The following is a 17193-nucleotide window of genomic DNA, read 5'->3' on the forward strand; positions in this document are numbered from 1 at the left end:
CACAGCTTTTTACAAAAAAAGCTTCCCAAAAAGGTCGCAAGCTCAATGACCTGTTGGAAAGCCTTTTTATTAATATACTAGACCAATGAACTCTTCCTTTGTCACGTTGCCGAAGTAGTGCTTGATATCAACATCTTCCAGAGCTTTTTCAATCTCCGAGCGCTCATAGCGGATGCCTTTCAGCTTCTTTTCAATCTCATTAACATCGCCAACTCCAAAGAAATCGCCATAAATTTTACAGTTTTCAATCTTACCTTTGTCAACTTCGAGCCTAAGGTCGATTGACCCGACAGGGAAACGATGTGAACGCTGCAGATTGAACTTAGGGGACTTGCCATAATTCCAATCCCAATTCTGGTAGCGTTCCTTGGAAAGTTGATGGATTTTTTCCCAATCGCTATCGGTTAGTTTATATTCCGGAATATGATCGGCACCATCAAAGATATAGTTCAATAGCAGCGAGCGGAATTCCTCCATAGTAATTTTCTTGTCCAGAAACTCGGAAATATTGGCTACCCGGCTGCGGACAGACTTAATGCCCTTGGATTCAATCTTGTCCTTTTTCACCTTTAAGGCAGAAACAACGGCATCAATTTCCGAATCCAGCATGAGCGTGCCGTGGCTGAACATCCTGCCTCGAGTTGAGAACATCGCATTTCCTGAGATTTTCCGGCCATCAACGACCAGATCATTCCTGCCGCTTAATTCAGCATTAACACCAAGCCGGTTAAGTGCCGCGACAACAGGCTCAGTGAACTTCCTGAAGTTATGGAAGCTTTCACCATCGTCTTTCGTGATGAAGCTGAAATTCAGGTTGCCTAGATCGTGATAGACAGCCCCTCCGCCTGAAAGCCTGCGTACTACATGGATTCCGTTTGCCTCTACATAATCTGTATTAATTTCTTCAACGGTGTTTTGGTTTTTTCCGATGATAATCGATGGCCCATTTATGTAAAATAGTAAGTACGTTTCGTTGATGTCGAGGTTTTTTAAGGCGTATTCCTCAATCGCCAAATTGATTCGGGGATCTGTGATACCCTGATTATCGATAAACAGCATGTACATTCTCCTTTTTCAGCCTAAAAAGGCTAGCATCATAATTAGATTTCTACAGCCATGAATTCGTATGCCAGGCTGATAGGCCCGTCCCATTCTTCAGAGGCCTGAGTAACTAGGTCATCAATATTTCCATAATGGGGAAGATGTGTGAGAATGAGGTTCTTGACTTCGGCCCTGCGAGCGAAGATTCCGCATTCCTTACTATTCATATGGCCGGCACCTTTACCTGATTGATTTGAGTAAAAATTACATTCCGAAAGTAGCACATCCGCATGCCTGGAAAACTCCACAAACTCCTCCTTAAAGGAGCTGTCAGCAGTATAGACGAAGGACTTTCCGCCCGCCTCAAATCTCATTGCATAGCAAGGTACGGGATGATCAGTTTTAAGGAAGATCACTTTGAATGGCCCAATTTCCAAGGTCCGAGTTGGGTCATAGGCAACACCTCTGGTCTTATCATCATGTGTCAGCTTGGCGAATTCAGCCTGGTCCTCCCTATGCGCGTAAATAGGCAGAACTGGCAGCTTGCCAACAAGGAAGCTTTGAATCAGCCTGGCATGGTAAAGAACCCCAATATCCGCAATATGGTCAGGATGGTAATGCGACAGGATAACCGCATCCAGCTCCTCCGGTTTTACAACATGAGGCATCTTGGCAAGTACACCGCTGCCGCAATCAATTAGCAGCTTGAACCCGTCATGCTCCAATAAATACCCTGAGCTTGCTCCGTCCTTTTTTGGGTATCCGCCCCAAAAACCTATCACCGTTAGTTTCATTTGTTCCCACCTCGTTTGAATAGGATTCACTTAGTATTAACTATACTGAAAATATCAATCTTTTTCATGCTTTGGACCTGCAAAAACGGAACCCCTTGTGGAGCTCAACGTAGATATGTTTTATAAGAAAATCTTGCCACTTTTCAAAACACCTATAAAAAACCCGCGCCGATGTGGAGCGGGTGCAGTAAATCATGTTATATAAAATGAACCAACTAATTTAATTGCAACTCCAGGCGTTGCCACATTCCGGGCAGGCTGGCGCAGCCCTCTTTCAATTAAAGAGTTTAGTCCATCCTATTTTTGTTTTCGAATCCTAAAAAGTTCAAAACATCCCTGACGGCAGCTTCTCCCTGGTCGATGCAATCCGGGAGCCCGACTCCTTCATAGGAGGCTCCGGCCAAAAATACGCCAGGAAGCTCATCTGCGATTGATTCCTTCAACGTTTGCAGCCTCTGCTTATGGCCGACCGTATATTGTGGCATCGAATCCTTCCAGCGGGAGATGATTACAAATTCGGGTTTTGCTTGAATATTCATCGCTTTTCTCAAGTCTTCGAGGACAATCTCTGTAATTTTGTCATCGGATAAATCGACTACTGTATCATCTCCAGCCCGACCGACATAGCAGCGCAATAGTGCTTTCCCTTCCGGTGCAGCATGTGCCCACTTTTTGTGAGTCCACGTACAGGCCGTAATAGAATAATCACCATTCCTGGAAACCAGAAATCCAGTACCATTAATATCGTCCTTAATCACACTTTCCGGAAATGCCATCGCTACTGTCGCAACAGAGGTAGACGGCATGCTTTTCCACGGTTCAAAAAAACTATATGCTGAAAAAATTGAATGGGCGACGTGGTGAGGCACCGCCGAAATAATGCAATCTGCAATCAGAGGTTCCCCGTTAAAAAGATTTATTTCATAATATCCGTCTTCTTTGACGACATTCTTGACTTTGTACCCTTTTAGGACAGTGTTTGGATTGAGTTTTGACTCAATTGCATCAGCAAACGACTGGAATCCGGTACGAAATGCCAGGAATCCTCCGCCTTTATTTTTGGAGCCTTGCTGACTTTGCGGCGTCTTCGGTGCAGGTGTTGTCTTTTTCATCCCAACAATCAAACTTCGGTGATTTTGCTCCACCTCATAAAATTGCGGGAAGGTAGACATCAGACTTAGTTGATAAATATCTCCAGCGTAAATCCCCGACAGGAGCGGTTCAATCAGGTTTTCGACAACCTCTCCGCCGAGCCGCCTTTTAAAAAATTTTCCCAGTGATTGGTCTTTGCCCTCGGGTGACTTTGGCAAAATGAAATCGGCCGCAGCCCTGAGCTTCCCTGGAACAGAAAACAAACCAGTTGTAAGAAAAGGCGCTATCTGAGTCGGTATGCCCATGATGGAGCCCCCCGGCATCGGGTGGAGCTTATCATTCACGAGTACATACGATTGTCCAGTGGAATTGCTGACCAGCTTATCGTCCATCCCAACTTCAGCCGCAAGTCGCGACATACTGGTTTTGCGAGCCAGAAACGAATCTGGCCCCCGCTCAATTACGAAGCCATCCCGGACTACTGTCTGCATTTTTCCGCCAAGACGGTGAGACGCCTCTATGAGGAAAACCTCTACAGGCAATTCCAGCTCCCGGACGGCTTTCTGAAGATAGTAAGCTGCCGTAAGGCCCGCGATTCCACCTCCCATGATGATTACTCTTTTCTTGGCTTGCTCCACATCTATCGCCTCATTTATTGAATGTTATTGGCCCCCGAGTTTTTTCAAAATCACTTCGGATAGGGCATCTATGAACTCTGGCTGGCTGTTCGGCATGTCTGGGCGATAATAGGCAGCGCCTACTTCATCGCAGACTACTTTGCATTCGTAATCGTTATCATAAAGTACTTCAAGATGCTCGGCAACGAAACCGGCAGGAACATAGACAAACGCTTTGTAGCCATGTTCGGCATGAAGCTCCCGTGTCAGGTCCTGTACATCAGGTCCAAGCCATGGCTCCGGAGTCTGGCCGGCACTTTGCCAGCCGACTGCATACTCCTTTATACCCGCTTCCCTGGCAATCAAATCTGCAGTCTCCTTCAGCTGGTTTGGATATGGATCGCCAAATTGAAGAATTTTTTCAGGAAGGCTGTGTGCCGATACAATAAGAATTGCATGATCCCTCTGATCCCCAGGCATACCTGCAAATGTATTCCTCACACGGTCCGCCCAGTACGTGATGAACTTCGGCTCTTCATACCAGCTTTCAACAGAAACAATAGTCGGGCCGCCAATCTTTTCAGCCTCTTCCTTTGCGCGTCCATTATAGGATTTCACACTGAACGTTGAAAAGTGGGGAGCGAGCACGATGCTTACAGCTTCCTCTATGCCATCTGCATGCATTTGCTGGACTGCGTCTTCAATGAACGGATCGATATGCTTAAGCCCAAGATACATTTTGAACTCAATTTCATCCTGGATTTCATTTAAGCGTGCTTCAAGCCCTCTTGCCTGCCTTTCTGTTATATCGGCCAATGGTGAAATACCGCCAATCGCCTCATACCGGCTCCGTAAATCCTCCAGCATTTCCTCAGAAGGCTTTCGGCCATGGCGAATATGAGTATAATAGCGTTCAAGATCATTTAATGTATGGGGTGTTCCGTAGGCCATTACAAGTAGGCCCATTCTCTTTCTTTCCATTCTCCACACCTCTTAGTATTCCCAGGCATTCCCGGGCGTCTCTTTTAAGTATTTTTAACCTTAAACGGCAGGGATTTCTCCCTGCCGATGTGAGTTCAATACTATTTTGCCAAATATCCGGCCACTATACCACTATTTAGATTCGTTCTAATTAACGGCTGAGTTTAGAAGCTGAATATTCGTGGACGAAGCTAGTCAATTTTTTCAAAACTTCAGGATTAACTGAAGGGAATACCCCGTGGCCAAGGTTGAAGATATAGCCAGGCTGCGCCATTCCTTGATCAAGGATTGCCTTCGTCCGTTCTTCAATAACTTCCCATGGAGCAAGCAGGATTGCCGGGTCAAGATTGCCCTGAACCGTTTTATTGATTCCCATAGCCCTTGCCTCGCTGATTGGCAGCCGCCAGTCAAGGCCGACAACATCAACCGGAAGATCGTGCCATTCCAGTGCGAGATGGCTCGCGCCGACGCCGAACATGATTAAAGGTATATTCTCTTCACGGAGCTCGGTGAAAATTCTATTCATGACAGGCTTAATGAATATGCGGTAATCTTCAACATTCAATGCTCCAACCCAGGAGTCGAAAATCTGGATTGCGCGGGCTCCTGCTTTAATCTGGGACTTCACGTACGTAATCGTTGTCTCTGCCAGTTTGTCCATCAGGGCGAACCAAGCCTTTGGCTCAGCATACATGAACGATTTTGTTTTATTATAGTTTTTGGATGGGCCGCCTTCGATCATATAGCTGGCCAGCGTGAACGGTGCACCTGAGAAGCCAATCAACGGGACAGAAAGCTGTTCCTCCGTCAAAAGCTTGATCGTTTCAAGAACATATGGAACATCCTGTTCAGGATTAAGTTCGCCAAGCTTTTCAACATCCGCAAGCGAGGTGATTGGATTTGAAATAACAGGCCCAATTCCTGCTTTAATATCTACATCCACACCTAATGCAGGCAGTGGAGTCATAATATCTTTATACAGAATGGCAGCGTCAACATTGTACTGCTCAACTGGAAGCCTTGTTACATAGGCGCAAAGCTCAGGCTGATGGGTGATTTCAAACAGGGAGTATTTCTCCTTGATCGCCCGGTATTCAGGCTGTGAACGTCCTGCCTGGCGCATATACCAGACCGGTACATGGTCAGTCTTTTCACCTCTCGCTGCCTTCAAAAATGTTTCGTTGATCTCTCTCATTGCAGTTCCACCTTTCAAGACGTATCTCTCAACATTGTAATATAATCACGGTAAAAATAGAAATCATCTAAATTTCATAACTGTTTCAACTATATCTATAAATTTCAGGCGTGCATAGGGAACGGTACCAACTGTCAAAAAAAAGTCGTTTTTAAGTTTGCAAGTCTGTAACTTAAGGGGAAGATACAAGTGAGCCTTTATAACCGTATCCAAAATATATAAAAAGGAGAGATTGCATGAACATTTATATTACAGCGGGAACCTACGATTTTCTTGAAAAACTGGCAGAAAAACATGGAGGCGAGCACATGGTACTGATGTCCGGGGAGGAGGGGGCATTGCTACTTCATGAAACTCCGGGAGAGACAGTCTTCAATTCTCCAAGAAAATATGAAGTGCTCGAAGCTGTTGGGGCAATTGAAGGCGAAGGCCTTGTTATCATGAACAATATTCCTGTTACCGACGAGGGTAGACCCGGCTTTGAATACCGCTTTAAAAACCGTGCTGGCAAAATTGAGAATACAAAAGGATTCAAGGCGCTTCGGGTCCTTCGTCCACTTGGTTCAAATACCTATGTAATTTTAACAGTTTGGGAGGATGAAGAAGCATTCCATTACTGGAAGGAATCCGACGACTTTAGCCAGGGCCATGGGAATGGCGGGTCCGGAAACGCTTCAAACATCTTTGCAGGCCAATCGTATGTATCACGTTATACAATCGGATAGTAAGGTGTAAAGAGCAGGCATCGGGCCTGCTTTTTTTCATGAAAAATACAGCTGAATTACCTGCAGCACTTCCCCCTTTTCCTTTCACCCATTCCCTGCTTTTTCATATCCTGTAGTACATCTCGCCCAATTTGGGCGGGGCACGAAGGGAGGATTCCTTATATGCTTGTAGAGCTTACTGCTCTCCATTGGATATATGTTGTTTTTATAGGCCTTATTATTGGTTTTATGGTTATGAGGCGTGATACAACGCTAGTTTGTATCGCGGGCATCTTCCTCATCGCCCTCTCTGCGACGGGGTCCCTAAGCGGCTCAGTCAGCAGTATTTTTAACAGTTTCATTTATGCAATCACTGAGCTCCTGTCGACCATCTTGATCATTTCAATCATTGTTGGAATGAGCAAAACGCTGACGACTACAGGAATTAACGATGTCATGATTTCCCCTTTTACAAAGCTGATTAAAAACCCAACACTCGCATACTGGACAATCGGGATTCTTATGATGCTGATTTCCTGGTTCTTCTGGCCATCCCCGGCTGTTGCGCTCCTCGGCGCAGTCCTTCTGCCGGTTGCTATAAGGGCTGGCTTGCCTGCTTTAGGAGTCGCCATGGCTATGAACTTGTTTGGACATGGAATTGCCCTTTCCGGTGACTTTGTCATCCAGGCAGCACCGAAGTTGACAGCCGATGCCGCTGGGCTGTCAGTTGGTGAAGTCATAAATGCCAGCATTCCACTCGTCTTTGTTATGGGTGCTGTCACAACCCTGGCAGCTTTCTATTTTATAAAAAGAGATATGAGGCTAGGTAAACTGACTCATTCAACCGGCTTGACTGGCGGAAAGGAAGAAGTAACGAAAGCGGATCCAACGTTGTTGTCTCACGGCCAAAAGCGACTATTCGCCTTACTCATCCCCCTTTTGTTTGCGATTGATGTCGCAGCAATGTACATGCTGAATCTTCAGGGAGGAGACGCGACAGCGCTTCTCGGCGGAACTTCCGTATTGATCCTTCTCGCCATTACACTGACAGCACACAAGAACAAAGGCCTTGAAAAAACAACTCAGTATCTAATTGATGGATTTGTATTCGGATTTAAAGTTTTCGGACCCGTCATTCCAATTGCAGCTTTCTTTTACCTTGGTGACTCTGGCTTTGGAAAAATCATTGGTGATTATCTTCCGAAGGCATCGCAGGGGATTGTCAACGACCTCGGTGTTGCATTGGCCGGAGTTGTTCCTCTCACAAAAGAAATTGCGGCTGTCACCTTAACTGCTGTTGGTGCCATCACAGGACTTGATGGCTCAGGCTTCTCGGGAGTCTCGCTTGCTGGATCAGTTGCCGGACTGTTCGCAGTTGCCATTGGCAAAGGCGCAGCCACACTGACCGCACTTGGCCAGATTGCCGCCATCTGGGTCGGCGGCGGAACACTTGTCCCATGGGCCCTCATCCCTGCCGCTGCGATTTGTAATGTTGACCCGTTCGAGCTGGCAAGAAGAAACCTTCTCCCAGTCACAATCGGTCTCATCGTTACAACCATTGTCGCGATGTTCCTTATATAGAAAAAACAGCCTTTAGGGGCTGTTTTTTTCTATGTCACCATGTGAGTCGGAACTATGAATAACGGCGATAAATTGCTGGATGAATAAAAAAACTGACTCTCCTTTAAATAAGAAGTTTTGTCCTTAATCGATTAGGAGCAAAGTAACTTAAGCGGAGATTTTTCGGTTTAATGGCGAATGGAGTTTCGTATCGGTGAAAATAAGCGGAGTTTTTCCGACTATGCAAAGCAAAAGCCCCTATTTTCATATATTTTGAGTATATAGACGGAATCTCTCCGTCTATATTATCTTAAATCAATGCTTTTAATTAATTAAGCGGAATCCTTCCGTCTATTTACCGGCTCGGGTACTTAACCTGTGCCCCATCTTTTGCAGGGCAGCAAGCTAAGTGTTCTATTTCCTGCTCGTCGTCCTAAGCTGTGGATACCTCTTTCGGAGCGCTTCATAGACATACACCCAAAAAGCTGTCCAGATAAATCCAAACGCATATCCGCCAAGAACATCAGATGGATAATGCACATTTAAAATCACCCTGCTAGCACCGATTAGGAAAATGATACTCCCGGCACCCAGGGCAATCCACCTTCTAGCAGATGGACTGTCATATTCCTTCATTAAAAAATAGGCAATGGATAAATACAAAATTGATCCAACCATCGCGTGGCCGCTTGGGAAACTCAGGCTGTTCACCTCGACCATATGCTCCAACGGCGGACGCTCGCGGCCGATTAGATTCTTTAGTAATTTATTGGCCTCATTTCCGAGTACTACACTAAGCGCAAGAATGCCCATCCCAAAAAAATCCCACTTTTTCACCAAAAGCCAGCCAAGCATCAGGAGTCCGACAATACCAATTCCCTGCTTATCTCCAAGCTCAGTTATTGCCCCAAAAATAGGGTTAAGGGAATCAGGCACAAGTGAGAACAGAGCTGAAATCGATTCATCAATAAGCAGAGGCCGATTTTGATTAATTCCTATTAATAGGAATAATAAAGCTGCGATTGACACGACTATACCAATAAATAGAGTCCTGCGTTTTGACATGGACCATTCTCCCCTAGTTCTGTTCATTACAAACCAGCTGGCTTTTCATTCATCAGCCTGAGCCGATACGCATTCATCGCAGTCGCACCAAGATGGCCGAGAAGCCTGTTATTGGCCACCGCGCCAACAACGGCTCCAATTCCCGGAACTAGCTGAAGCATTTTTGCCAGGTCAATATAATCTCGATACTCCTGCTGGAATTCCCTCCAGTCCATATCCGCAACCGTCCTCTTCCTCTCCTCCCAGTTGTCGATAATATCGAGGGTCTCGAAGCGCGTCTCATCACTTGAAAAGGCGAGAAGGAATACATGGAGAATAAATAGCCTTTCTTCATAATCATCGGTGTCAAAACCGTATACTGAAGCAATTTCAAACAGGAACTTCATCTTTATTGTCAAAAGAAGCGGGAAATCCGCCAGTCCTAGCAGAAGGCCTCCGGCTCCGGTCCCAGCCCCTTCAATCATTGCTGTTTTTTGATATACATTTATCTTTCTTTTCGCTTCCTCATCCATTTCCTTTAATACTGGACTTGGATAAACCGGTTTTCTTGTTGTAAATCCGGAACCGGTAAGGGTGGTTTTTACCATTCCTTTAATGGCTTCAGTTAGTGCGTTATGGACTTTTTCAGGTATTAAGCCGTTAATTTTCGTCTGGGCTTTTTTGGATAGTCGGTTAAAAAGGCCGGATCGTGCGGAAAGCTTCCATTTCCATTCCTGTACTTCTCCATACACCTTTTGTTCGTATTCAGTCATTAGCCCCACACCTTTACTTAGTTAAGTACGTGTTTTACGTAGCTTTCCAACCAACGGTTTCAAAAAAACGTCTTTTTTTATAAAAAAGTGAAAGCGCATGTAACTGTGCTTTCACTTTCTTATAAGTTATTTTTTCAGCCTCCTGGCACTATAAAAGCGAACAAAAGCGTAGGTGAAAACTGCGCCAGAAACTGCTGCAGCAAGTCCAACAAAATAATTACCCGAAACAAATAGGGCAATCACAAAGAAAGCTGTCTGAACACCAAGGACTAGTCCCAGCAAATGCTGAAATGCCGAGGTCAAGATTGTTTTGGGGAACGGGTAAAGTTCCACTAAAAAATTGTTCTGGTAATGTGAGGCCAGAGGCATGAGCTGAAAGCCGGTTAAATAAAGGAATAAAAGTGCAAGAAAGATTTGTGCCGGTCCATATGTAATAAACCATATGCCAAGGATGCCAATGACGGTCAGCCTTACCGATAGTCCAAGATAATCTCCTGAACGCAAATAGGTCCTCGATAATAAATATAATTGGGCATTCTCCTGGCTATATTTTATCCTGGCAAGCAGGAAATCAAGCCATCTTCGCCTCTTTACGCTTTCCTTTATAGCTGGGACATCCGTAAACATATTTGCAAGCCGGTAAAAAGCATTCATCCTTTTTTCTTCACCAGCAATCAATGTCTCCCACTTCAGTCCTCTTTGCCTGGAAGCTGAGACAAAATAACCGAGATAGGCAAGCATCAGACCGGCAACTGGAAGGAGGAATAACCATCCATCCCAGCTAAATAGGAGATAGGCAAACGCTGTATTTACAAAGAACCTGACTATGCGTTCAATTGGCAGTTTAGTGTTCTCGCCCAGAAAGGATGCCTTCCACTCTGCTGCAATGTTCCATGCCTTGGCCGCAAGCAATATCGCTAAAATAGGCAGGAACATTCCAAAGCCAACATCGCCCGTTTTGGCAAGCAACGGCATGAAAATTGCCAGAAGGAGCAGAATGACGTATGCCTGAATCACACCGCTAACGATTGCCGAGCGGAAAAAGTAGCCCCTGAGTTTTTCCTCTACGGGGATCAGGAATATTTTATCCGGTTCCTTCAGAAAATTGTAGACAGGGCTTAGTGTAAGAATGAAACCAAATACTACTGCCATAATCCATTCTGAAGGAAAACCTGTATCCAGCGTCTTGAGCCACTCCTGATAATAAAATGCCGCGGTACCAATCAAGAACAGGAGAACAATAACCAGGTGACCATTAAATATATATTTCAGGTACCGGCTCATGTCTTTCATGCGCTGGCCGGCCCTCTCTTTCCAAAGCTTATTGCCGTCAAACATGACTTTCTTCCTTTGTTAACTGAATATAAATATCATCCAATGTTGCACCTGGCATTGAAAATTCGGACCTTAATTCTTCAAGTGTTCCCTTTGCACGAATTTTCCCCTCATGCAAGATGACAAAACGGTCACAATATCGCTCGGCGGTTGCCAGAATATGCGTAGACATCAAAATGCCTGCGCCTTCTTCTTTCATTTTCCTCATAAGGTCAAGCAACGATTGAATACCGAGTGGATCAAGCCCAACGAAAGGTTCATCGACGATATAAAGCGATGGCTGAACAAGGAATGCGCACATAATCATCGCCTTTTGCTTCATCCCCTTTGAAAAATGGGCAGGGAACCATTTTAGGCGCTTCTCCATTCGGAATTCCTTGAGCAATACCGGCATTCTCTCCTTGAATTGTCTGCGATCTAGGCCATAGGCCATCGCAGTTAATTCCAAATGCTCCTCAAGAGTGAGTTCCTCATACAGGATCGGTGTTTCAGGAATGAAGGTGAATTCCCTGCGGTATGCCTCCTTCCCTTCAAGAAAGGATTTCCCGTTTATGTTAATTTCACCCGAATGTGGCTCCATCAGGCCAATAACATGCTTAATGGTTGTACTTTTTCCGGCACCGTTCAACCCGATTAGCCCAACCAATTCACCAGCTTCCACTTCAAACGATACATCTTTTAAAACGGGGTTTTTCGTATATCCCCCAGTCAAATGTTGAATTGATAATAACGTCATGGCAAACGCCCTTCCTTACTTAAGGTTCTTTATATTTTAGCAAAAATTCCTCGATTTGCGAATGATTGTCCGTATTTTACACAAGCAATGGAAAGTGATTCCAATCATACTTTCCACACTTTCGGAAATTCTAATCTATGAAGGGGAACAACCAGCGATTGTGAAGAGGGGTGTCTGTCAAAGACAGTTTCCATTCAATAAAAGCTGCTTCTCATGACGTTCCAAATGAGGGGATGGTTGTTTTGCACAGGCCACACTTGTCTAGCATGCACCGGACTGCTTGACCTGCAAGCAGCATTTTCTAAAAAAATGAGGTGTTTACCAAAGAACCATCAGACTGACTTATATGTTGCCACACAACTATAAAAGTTTGGGGATGGTTAGCTTGGACGAAGTTACGATATGCCTGGACATTTCATTTCAATGCTAAATGAGGTGTTTGTCAAAGAAAATTCCTGATTGAACGCAAACAGAGATTACCCCTTCAACTGGGCGGGAACCAAACGTGTTCCTGCCCTGTTTAATGTTAAGGGGCGGAGCTTCGCATGGATATGACTTGGAATCAAAGTGTATCGTGATATTGATTTTAGATTTTGAACTTATTCTTCCTCGCTTCTCTCCACCGCCTTTCTGATTGGGCGGAGCTTCGCATGGATATGACTTGGAATCAAAGTATATAGTGCTATTCATTTTCGTTTTTTGAATAAATTTTCCCTGGCTTCTCTCCACGGCCTTTTTGATTGGGCGGAGCTTCGCATGGATATGACTTGGAATCAAAGTGTATAGTGCTATTCATTTTCGTTTTTTGAAAAGCCAAGCCACCTGCCATCGTTTTACTCTTTACCAAAAAATTGATTTAAATTGAAATCTACCACAATGCTTGTTATTCATTTCTCTATTAGGTTGAAACTGTGCTAAAATACGGGCAAAACCGTTGAAAGGCAGTGAGAAAATGGATAACTGTATTTTTTGCAAAATTGTTAAAGGCGAAATCCCATCATCAAAGGTTTATGAGGATGAGCATATCCTTGCATTTCTCGATATAAGCCAGGTTACGAAAGGCCATACCCTTGTCATCCCAAAAGTACATAAGGAAAATATCTTCGAGCTTACACCCGAAATCGCGGCCAATTTGTATAGCAAGGTCCCTGCAATCGCCAATGCGCTAAAGGAAGAATTCAACCCGGTCGGTCTGAATACATTGAACAATAACGGTGCTGAGGCTTATCAATCTGTTTTCCATTTCCACCTTCACCTTATTCCTCGTTATGGCAAAGAAGATGACTTTGGCCTAAAATGGGGCAATAATCAGGGAAGTTATACAGGTGAGCAGTTAGCCGAACTCGCTGGGGCAATTGGGAGCCATATTAACGAGGCCTAAGCCTTATAAATAATCTGAAAATTCCTCTTCCCAATCGTTTTACGTATATGGTATAATGACAACAAGTTTTTCGCTGCAGGCAAGGAGTGCACTGCAGGAGGAACTACAAAATTTTAGCTTAGATAAGCTGAGGAGAGATGAGAATTGAATACGAAAAATCTTGTGGCACTATCTTTATTGATGGGGATTGGTGTCGTCCTTCATTCAATCATTCCAGGGATTGGAAACGGAATGAAACCAGACATGATGCTGACGATGATGTTTCTAGGAATTTTGCTGTTCCCTGACAAAAAGAATGTCCTGCTTGTCGGAATAGTTACCGGGATCCTTTCCGGTTTGACCACCCAATTTCCTGGTGGGCTGTTCCCAAATATTATCGATAAATTTGTAACTGCTTTTGTTTTTTACCTAATGTTCCTTGGGCTTAAAAAGTTCAGCCAAACTGTTGCCGGTGCGGGTCTTTTAACAGCTGTCGGCACATTAGTATCTGGGTCTGTTTTCCTAGCTTCAGCGGTTGTGATTGCCGGTTTGCCTGGTGAGGCTACATTCATTGCATTGTTTATCGGCATTGTCCTGCCAACCATTGCCTTGAATACCGTGATTATGGTCGTTGTTTATCCTATCGTCCAATCGGTATTAAAACGGACTAGCTTTGTATCTCAACCCGCCATTCAGGAACAAAAATAACAAAATTGCAGAACCCGCGCAGACGCGCGGGTTCTTTTTCATCGTTGGGCGAGCCACACAACAGTACCCATAAGAAAAAACACTGCTGCCCCTGCGGCCATCCCGGCGGTCTTCTTTTTCAAAAGCTGCCTTGGCGGATACATTCCACCTTTTGCATAACTGATTCCAAAATACAGACAACCCACTATGGACAATGCACTCAATGCAAAGAAAAATGATGACACAGTATTCACTCCTATCCTACCTGTCAACTATCCTTGAACACCATTCGAGAAATTCACCTGGAAAAGCTATATTCATCTAAATATATATGAGAGCATATCCCTTCGTATGAAGGAAGGTTTAGCTTATTGAATTTGTGATAATTACTATATGGAGAGATTTGGCATGCTTTTCACATTTTGGGTACAATAGAGAAAAGCGATTCACATAGAAAGGTGTTGAGGAATATGGGAGCTAAACGATTTCTATACGGTGTCCTGCTGGGAGGCGCAGCAGCCGGAATTGCAACATTATTTACCGCGCCTAAATCAGGCAATGAATTACGGGAAGGGCTGAAACAGAATAAAGATCTGTATCTTGCTCAATTGAAGGATTTAAAGAACAGCATCATGGATGTCAAGGATGCCTCCCTGCACGCCACAAAGGAAGGCCGGGTTCACCTCACATTCTTTGTCAACGAGGTCAATACCGCAATAAAACGCTGGCAGTCCGAGACTTTGCCACAGCAGATTGAAATCCAAAAGGAAATTGGTGAAATTGAAGCTGCTATCGGACAGTTAGAATCGGAACTGGCAGCCCAGGGCTTCTCCAAAAATGAGCAGCAAGAGAGCAATGGGCAGACAGTAAAGTAACATGCAATCCTTCTCCCACATAGCGGGGGAAGGATTTTTCAAACTTTACATATAATTTTTTACAGTGCTCGACATTGTTCGGATAGTATGTCGAAAAAATAATTTATATAATTTCTAAAAATTTAGTAAATTTATATCTTTATTAATTTTTATTTTATTGGCATAATGTTAATATAGAAAAGAAAGGCAATTTTTTCATCTGTTGTATTACATGCCTAACTTTTTTGCAAACGGAAACAACTCAACGAACAGGGACAAGGGGAAAGATTTTTCAAAAGAGGTGAACGAAGGATGGCAGAAAAACACTACAATCTGAAGGAAGCAATGCTCTTTAGCCAGAGGATTGCTCAATTAAGCAAGGCGCTTTGGAAATCAGTTGAAAAGGACTGGCAAAATTGGATTAAGCCATATGACCTTAATATTAACGAACACCACATTCTTTGGATTGCGTATCATCTAAATGGCGCTTCCATTTCGGATGTTGCAAAGTTCGGGGTCATGCATGTTTCGACTGCGTTCAATTTTTCCAAGAAGCTTGAGGAGAGGGGACTCCTCCAGTTTTCGAAGAAAGAAAATGACAAACGTAATACGTATATCAAATTAACTGATTCAGGTGAAGCTCTTCTCCTTGATTTAATGGAATCCTATGAACCTGGAGCAAATTCAGTATTTTCAGGTGCGCTTCCATTAAGGGATCTATATGGGAAATTCCCGGATATCATTGAAATGATGGCAATTGTCCGCAATATTTATGGTGATGATTTTATGGAAATTTTCGAAAAGTCCTTCCACAACATTGAATGTGAATTCAACGAAGAGGAAGGAAAGCTTCGCAAAATTGGCAAGTCTGAAGAGTTGGTCTAATTAGAGATATTTATTGAATTCTGTCATTAAAGGTACAAATACTTTTTGCCTTAGACATGCAGTAACTACCTCTCGGGAATCCAACTTTGAAGGCAATAATGATACGAATTCCTGAAAAAGCGGATGAAAATGTAAAAATCCTTCCGCTTTTTGTTCTTCCATAACTTTGTTCATTCGCTCACACAAAGCGAAGAACTCGGCAGCTTCCCGTTCAGTAATATTACTCTTTACAAGGAGCTTATTCAATTCATACTCTGTTTTATCTACAGCTTCTGCCAGCAGCCTCATGTGATATTCCAACAATTGAATCCGATCCAGTATTTGCCTGCTATCCATTTACAGCCCTCGTTTCACGACATTTACCATTCTATTTTTAGCCAACAGTACTCCGTCCTTAATCAGGGCGGGGTACTGTTGGCTTCAAGGAAGTTGCGGTTTTTATCGGATTAATTGTGCGACCTATTTTCACTCAATTGGCTAGTTAAACAAGTGTGTTATCAGCCTTACAAATAAGTGTTCTAAAGCTTTATTCATCACTAAGTTATGATAATGAGATATGATGTACTTGGCAATTGTTTTGGTTGACCCATTATGCTTTGATAATGGGCCCTTGTTTTTTAAGTACTTTAAATAAATATCTTTCCAATTCATATTATTTTAACACGTTTATGCCAACTTATAAGCAAGTTTTATCTATTCCAGACCAATGAGTCATACTTCCTTTGTGTAGGGCAAATCCTGAATTTGTGGAAATAAATGCCGGTTGTATAGAAGAGTCGAGAGCTTGTACCCAAATTTAAAAGGCTGATAAATTATATAATGCTCATGGAAGTTTTTATATTGCCAGCCGTCACTCATGATCAATGAGGAAGTTTTCATTGTTTACTGAATCCCATCCTGAGTAAACTTTAGCTTGTCCCCCAGGGGCATTTCAACTTTCCTTTTTGAAGGGAATTTGATATTGTAGATAACATGAGAAAACCAAGGGGAGAGTCAGAATGTATTTTGTTTTTGCCGTTTTTGCTCTGTTTATTTTATATTCTATTAACCAATTGACCAACTCCCTCTGTATCCAGAAGGAAATTCCGGAGGAACGCCAGCCAGGCCTTTTTAGGACAATAAACGTGTTGGTTACGATTCTGTTGATTTCGTCTTACATTGAGGTACTGTTTACTTAAAAACTATAATTATCGTACTTCATAAAGAATAATAGCGGTGGGGAATTTTCCCACCGCTTTTTACGTTTTGCTTTATGACAGCATCCTTGTAAACATTATCGCAATTCCGGGAACATGGGCTAAAGTTCCCATGTCCCTCATGCGTCTATTGATTATAGCCAGGCAGCGCCAACAATAATCAATAGAATGAACAGAACCACGATTAGTGCAAAGCCTGCACCATATCCTCCTCCACCACTCATAACGGCACCTCCTTTCAGGAAGTTACCATATACTATTCAGTTCACCACTGTTTCGAATAGGCGTATGTCCATTACTTTTACTTTTCTTCTCTTCCTTTTTACTCCATTAAGAGAA

19 protein-coding genes are annotated in these 17193 nt (G+C 43.6%); 7 read left to right on the forward strand and 12 right to left on the reverse strand.

The genetic code is table 11. The features are described from left to right. Positions 1-69: 69 nt before the first annotated feature. The 5 genes from AM500_RS20655 to hemE all read right to left on the reverse strand — a co-directional run bounded on the left by AM500_RS20655 (position 70) and on the right by hemE (position 5720). Positions 70-1059, reverse strand: coding sequence for a lipoate--protein ligase (locus AM500_RS20655; protein WP_053600922.1), 990 nt, complete (start codon positions 1057-1059; stop codon positions 70-72). 41 nt (positions 1060-1100) lie between these two features. Beyond that, the gene (locus AM500_RS20660) at positions 1101-1835 is read right to left on the reverse strand and encodes an MBL fold metallo-hydrolase (RefSeq protein WP_053600923.1); all 735 of its coding nucleotides are present in this window, start codon (positions 1833-1835) and stop codon (positions 1101-1103) included. Positions 1836-2122: 287 nt separating this feature from the next. Then, positions 2123-3565 (reverse strand): protoporphyrinogen oxidase, encoded by a 1443-nt coding sequence (gene hemY, locus AM500_RS20665; protein WP_053600924.1) that lies wholly within the window; start codon positions 3563-3565, stop codon positions 2123-2125. 24 nt (positions 3566-3589) lie between these two features. Further along, a complete protein-coding gene (gene hemH, locus AM500_RS20670) occupies positions 3590-4525 on the reverse strand; it encodes a ferrochelatase (protein ID WP_053600925.1) in 936 nt (311 codons plus the stop codon). Positions 4526-4676: 151 nt separating this feature from the next. Next, a complete protein-coding gene (gene hemE / locus AM500_RS20675; RefSeq protein ID WP_053600926.1) occupies positions 4677-5720 on the reverse strand; it encodes a uroporphyrinogen decarboxylase in 1044 nt (347 codons plus the stop codon). Between the two features lie 236 nt (positions 5721-5956). Here hemE and AM500_RS20680 point away from each other — a divergent pair, with 236 nt between their 5' ends. Together AM500_RS20680 and AM500_RS20685 are read left to right on the forward strand one after the other, a co-directional pair. Continuing rightward, positions 5957-6445, forward strand: a complete 489-nt coding sequence (locus tag AM500_RS20680; protein WP_053600927.1) for an antibiotic biosynthesis monooxygenase family protein — start codon at positions 5957-5959, stop codon at positions 6443-6445. 162 nt (positions 6446-6607) lie between these two features. After that, positions 6608-8005: a hypothetical protein gene (locus tag AM500_RS20685; protein ID WP_053600928.1), complete on the forward strand. Its 1398-nt coding sequence runs from the start codon at positions 6608-6610 to the stop codon at positions 8003-8005. Positions 8006-8398: 393 nt separating this feature from the next. Here AM500_RS20685 and AM500_RS20690 read toward each other — a convergent pair whose 3' ends face one another. The 4 genes from AM500_RS20690 to AM500_RS20705 all read right to left on the reverse strand — a co-directional run bounded on the left by AM500_RS20690 (position 8399) and on the right by AM500_RS20705 (position 11872). Further along, positions 8399-9049, reverse strand: a complete 651-nt coding sequence (locus AM500_RS20690) for a phosphatase PAP2 family protein (RefSeq protein ID WP_053600929.1) — start codon at positions 9047-9049, stop codon at positions 8399-8401. 26 nt (positions 9050-9075) lie between these two features. After that, positions 9076-9801, reverse strand: a complete 726-nt coding sequence (locus AM500_RS20695) for an EcsC family protein (protein ID WP_053600930.1) — start codon at positions 9799-9801, stop codon at positions 9076-9078. Positions 9802-9927: 126 nt separating this feature from the next. Then, positions 9928-11139 carry an ABC transporter permease gene (locus AM500_RS20700; protein ID WP_053600931.1) on the reverse strand — a complete coding sequence of 404 codons (1212 nt, stop codon included), beginning with the start codon at positions 11137-11139 and terminating at the stop codon, positions 9928-9930. Continuing rightward, positions 11132-11872, reverse strand: a complete 741-nt coding sequence (locus AM500_RS20705) for an ABC transporter ATP-binding protein (protein ID WP_053600932.1) — start codon at positions 11870-11872, stop codon at positions 11132-11134. The genes AM500_RS20700 and AM500_RS20705 overlap by 8 nt, the downstream gene beginning before the upstream one ends. A 952-nt stretch (positions 11873-12824) precedes the next feature. Between AM500_RS20705 and AM500_RS20710 the strand changes: the two genes are divergently transcribed. After that, positions 12825-13253, forward strand: coding sequence for an HIT family protein (locus AM500_RS20710; protein WP_053600933.1), 429 nt, complete (start codon positions 12825-12827; stop codon positions 13251-13253). Positions 13254-13397: 144 nt separating this feature from the next. Beyond that, positions 13398-13940 (forward strand): tryptophan transporter, encoded by a 543-nt coding sequence (locus tag AM500_RS20715; RefSeq protein WP_053600934.1) that lies wholly within the window; start codon positions 13398-13400, stop codon positions 13938-13940. 38 nt (positions 13941-13978) lie between these two features. Here the strand turns inward: AM500_RS20715 and AM500_RS20720 are convergent, their stop codons facing one another. Further along, a complete protein-coding gene (locus AM500_RS20720; protein WP_053600935.1) occupies positions 13979-14164 on the reverse strand; it encodes a membrane protein YhzF in 186 nt (61 codons plus the stop codon). 225 nt (positions 14165-14389) lie between these two features. On the opposite strand from AM500_RS20720, the gene AM500_RS20725 reads away from it, so the two are divergent. Further along, positions 14390-14794 (forward strand): YtxH domain-containing protein, encoded by a 405-nt coding sequence (locus AM500_RS20725; protein WP_053600936.1) that lies wholly within the window; start codon positions 14390-14392, stop codon positions 14792-14794. 291 nt (positions 14795-15085) lie between these two features. Further along, a complete protein-coding gene (locus AM500_RS20730) occupies positions 15086-15658 on the forward strand; it encodes an HTH-type transcriptional regulator Hpr (RefSeq protein WP_053600937.1) in 573 nt (190 codons plus the stop codon). Here AM500_RS20730 and AM500_RS20735 read toward each other — a convergent pair whose 3' ends face one another. Next, entirely contained in the window at positions 15659-15994 is a 336-nt protein-coding gene (locus AM500_RS20735) for a DUF1878 family protein (RefSeq protein ID WP_053600938.1), read from the reverse strand. Between the two features lie 662 nt (positions 15995-16656). Between AM500_RS20735 and AM500_RS20740 the strand changes: the two genes are divergently transcribed. Further along, positions 16657-16836 (forward strand): hypothetical protein, encoded by a 180-nt coding sequence (locus tag AM500_RS20740; RefSeq protein ID WP_043933146.1) that lies wholly within the window; start codon positions 16657-16659, stop codon positions 16834-16836. A gap of 152 nt (positions 16837-16988) precedes the next feature. Here the strand turns inward: AM500_RS20740 and AM500_RS25195 are convergent, their stop codons facing one another. Beyond that, positions 16989-17078 (reverse strand): YjcZ family sporulation protein, encoded by a 90-nt coding sequence (locus AM500_RS25195; protein ID WP_081773027.1) that lies wholly within the window; start codon positions 17076-17078, stop codon positions 16989-16991. Between the last annotated feature and the right edge of the window lie 115 nt (positions 17079-17193).

The sequence above is a fragment of the Bacillus sp. FJAT-18017 genome (assembly GCF_001278805.1).
Taxonomy (GTDB): domain Bacteria; phylum Bacillota; class Bacilli; order Bacillales; family Cytobacillaceae; genus Bacillus_D.

Coding starts and splice junctions, on each gene's coding strand:
- AM500_RS20695 (WP_053600930.1), bottom strand. CDS start 9,801: ATGACTGAATACGAACAAAAGGTGTATGGAGAAGTACAGGAATGGAAA.
- AM500_RS20700 (WP_053600931.1), bottom strand. CDS start 11,139: ATGTTTGACGGCAATAAGCTTTGGAAAGAGAGGGCCGGCCAGCGCATG.
- AM500_RS25195 (WP_081773027.1), bottom strand. CDS start 17,078: ATGAGTGGTGGAGGAGGATATGGTGCAGGCTTTGCACTAATCGTGGTT.
- AM500_RS20710 (WP_053600933.1), top strand. CDS start 12,825: ATGGATAACTGTATTTTTTGCAAAATTGTTAAAGGCGAAATCCCATCA.
- AM500_RS20690 (WP_053600929.1), bottom strand. CDS start 9,049: ATGTCAAAACGCAGGACTCTATTTATTGGTATAGTCGTGTCAATCGCA.
- hemE (WP_053600926.1), bottom strand. CDS start 5,720: ATGAGAGAGATCAACGAAACATTTTTGAAGGCAGCGAGAGGTGAAAAG.
- AM500_RS20680 (WP_053600927.1), top strand. CDS start 5,957: ATGAACATTTATATTACAGCGGGAACCTACGATTTTCTTGAAAAACTG.
- AM500_RS20730 (WP_053600937.1), top strand. CDS start 15,086: ATGGCAGAAAAACACTACAATCTGAAGGAAGCAATGCTCTTTAGCCAG.
- AM500_RS20705 (WP_053600932.1), bottom strand. CDS start 11,872: ATGACGTTATTATCAATTCAACATTTGACTGGGGGATATACGAAAAAC.
- AM500_RS20740 (WP_043933146.1), top strand. CDS start 16,657: ATGTATTTTGTTTTTGCCGTTTTTGCTCTGTTTATTTTATATTCTATT.
- AM500_RS20685 (WP_053600928.1), top strand. CDS start 6,608: ATGCTTGTAGAGCTTACTGCTCTCCATTGGATATATGTTGTTTTTATA.
- AM500_RS20735 (WP_053600938.1), bottom strand. CDS start 15,994: ATGGATAGCAGGCAAATACTGGATCGGATTCAATTGTTGGAATATCAC.
- hemH (WP_053600925.1), bottom strand. CDS start 4,525: ATGGAAAGAAAGAGAATGGGCCTACTTGTAATGGCCTACGGAACACCC.
- AM500_RS20660 (WP_053600923.1), bottom strand. CDS start 1,835: ATGAAACTAACGGTGATAGGTTTTTGGGGCGGATACCCAAAAAAGGAC.
- AM500_RS20655 (WP_053600922.1), bottom strand. CDS start 1,059: ATGCTGTTTATCGATAATCAGGGTATCACAGATCCCCGAATCAATTTG.
- AM500_RS20725 (WP_053600936.1), top strand. CDS start 14,390: ATGGGAGCTAAACGATTTCTATACGGTGTCCTGCTGGGAGGCGCAGCA.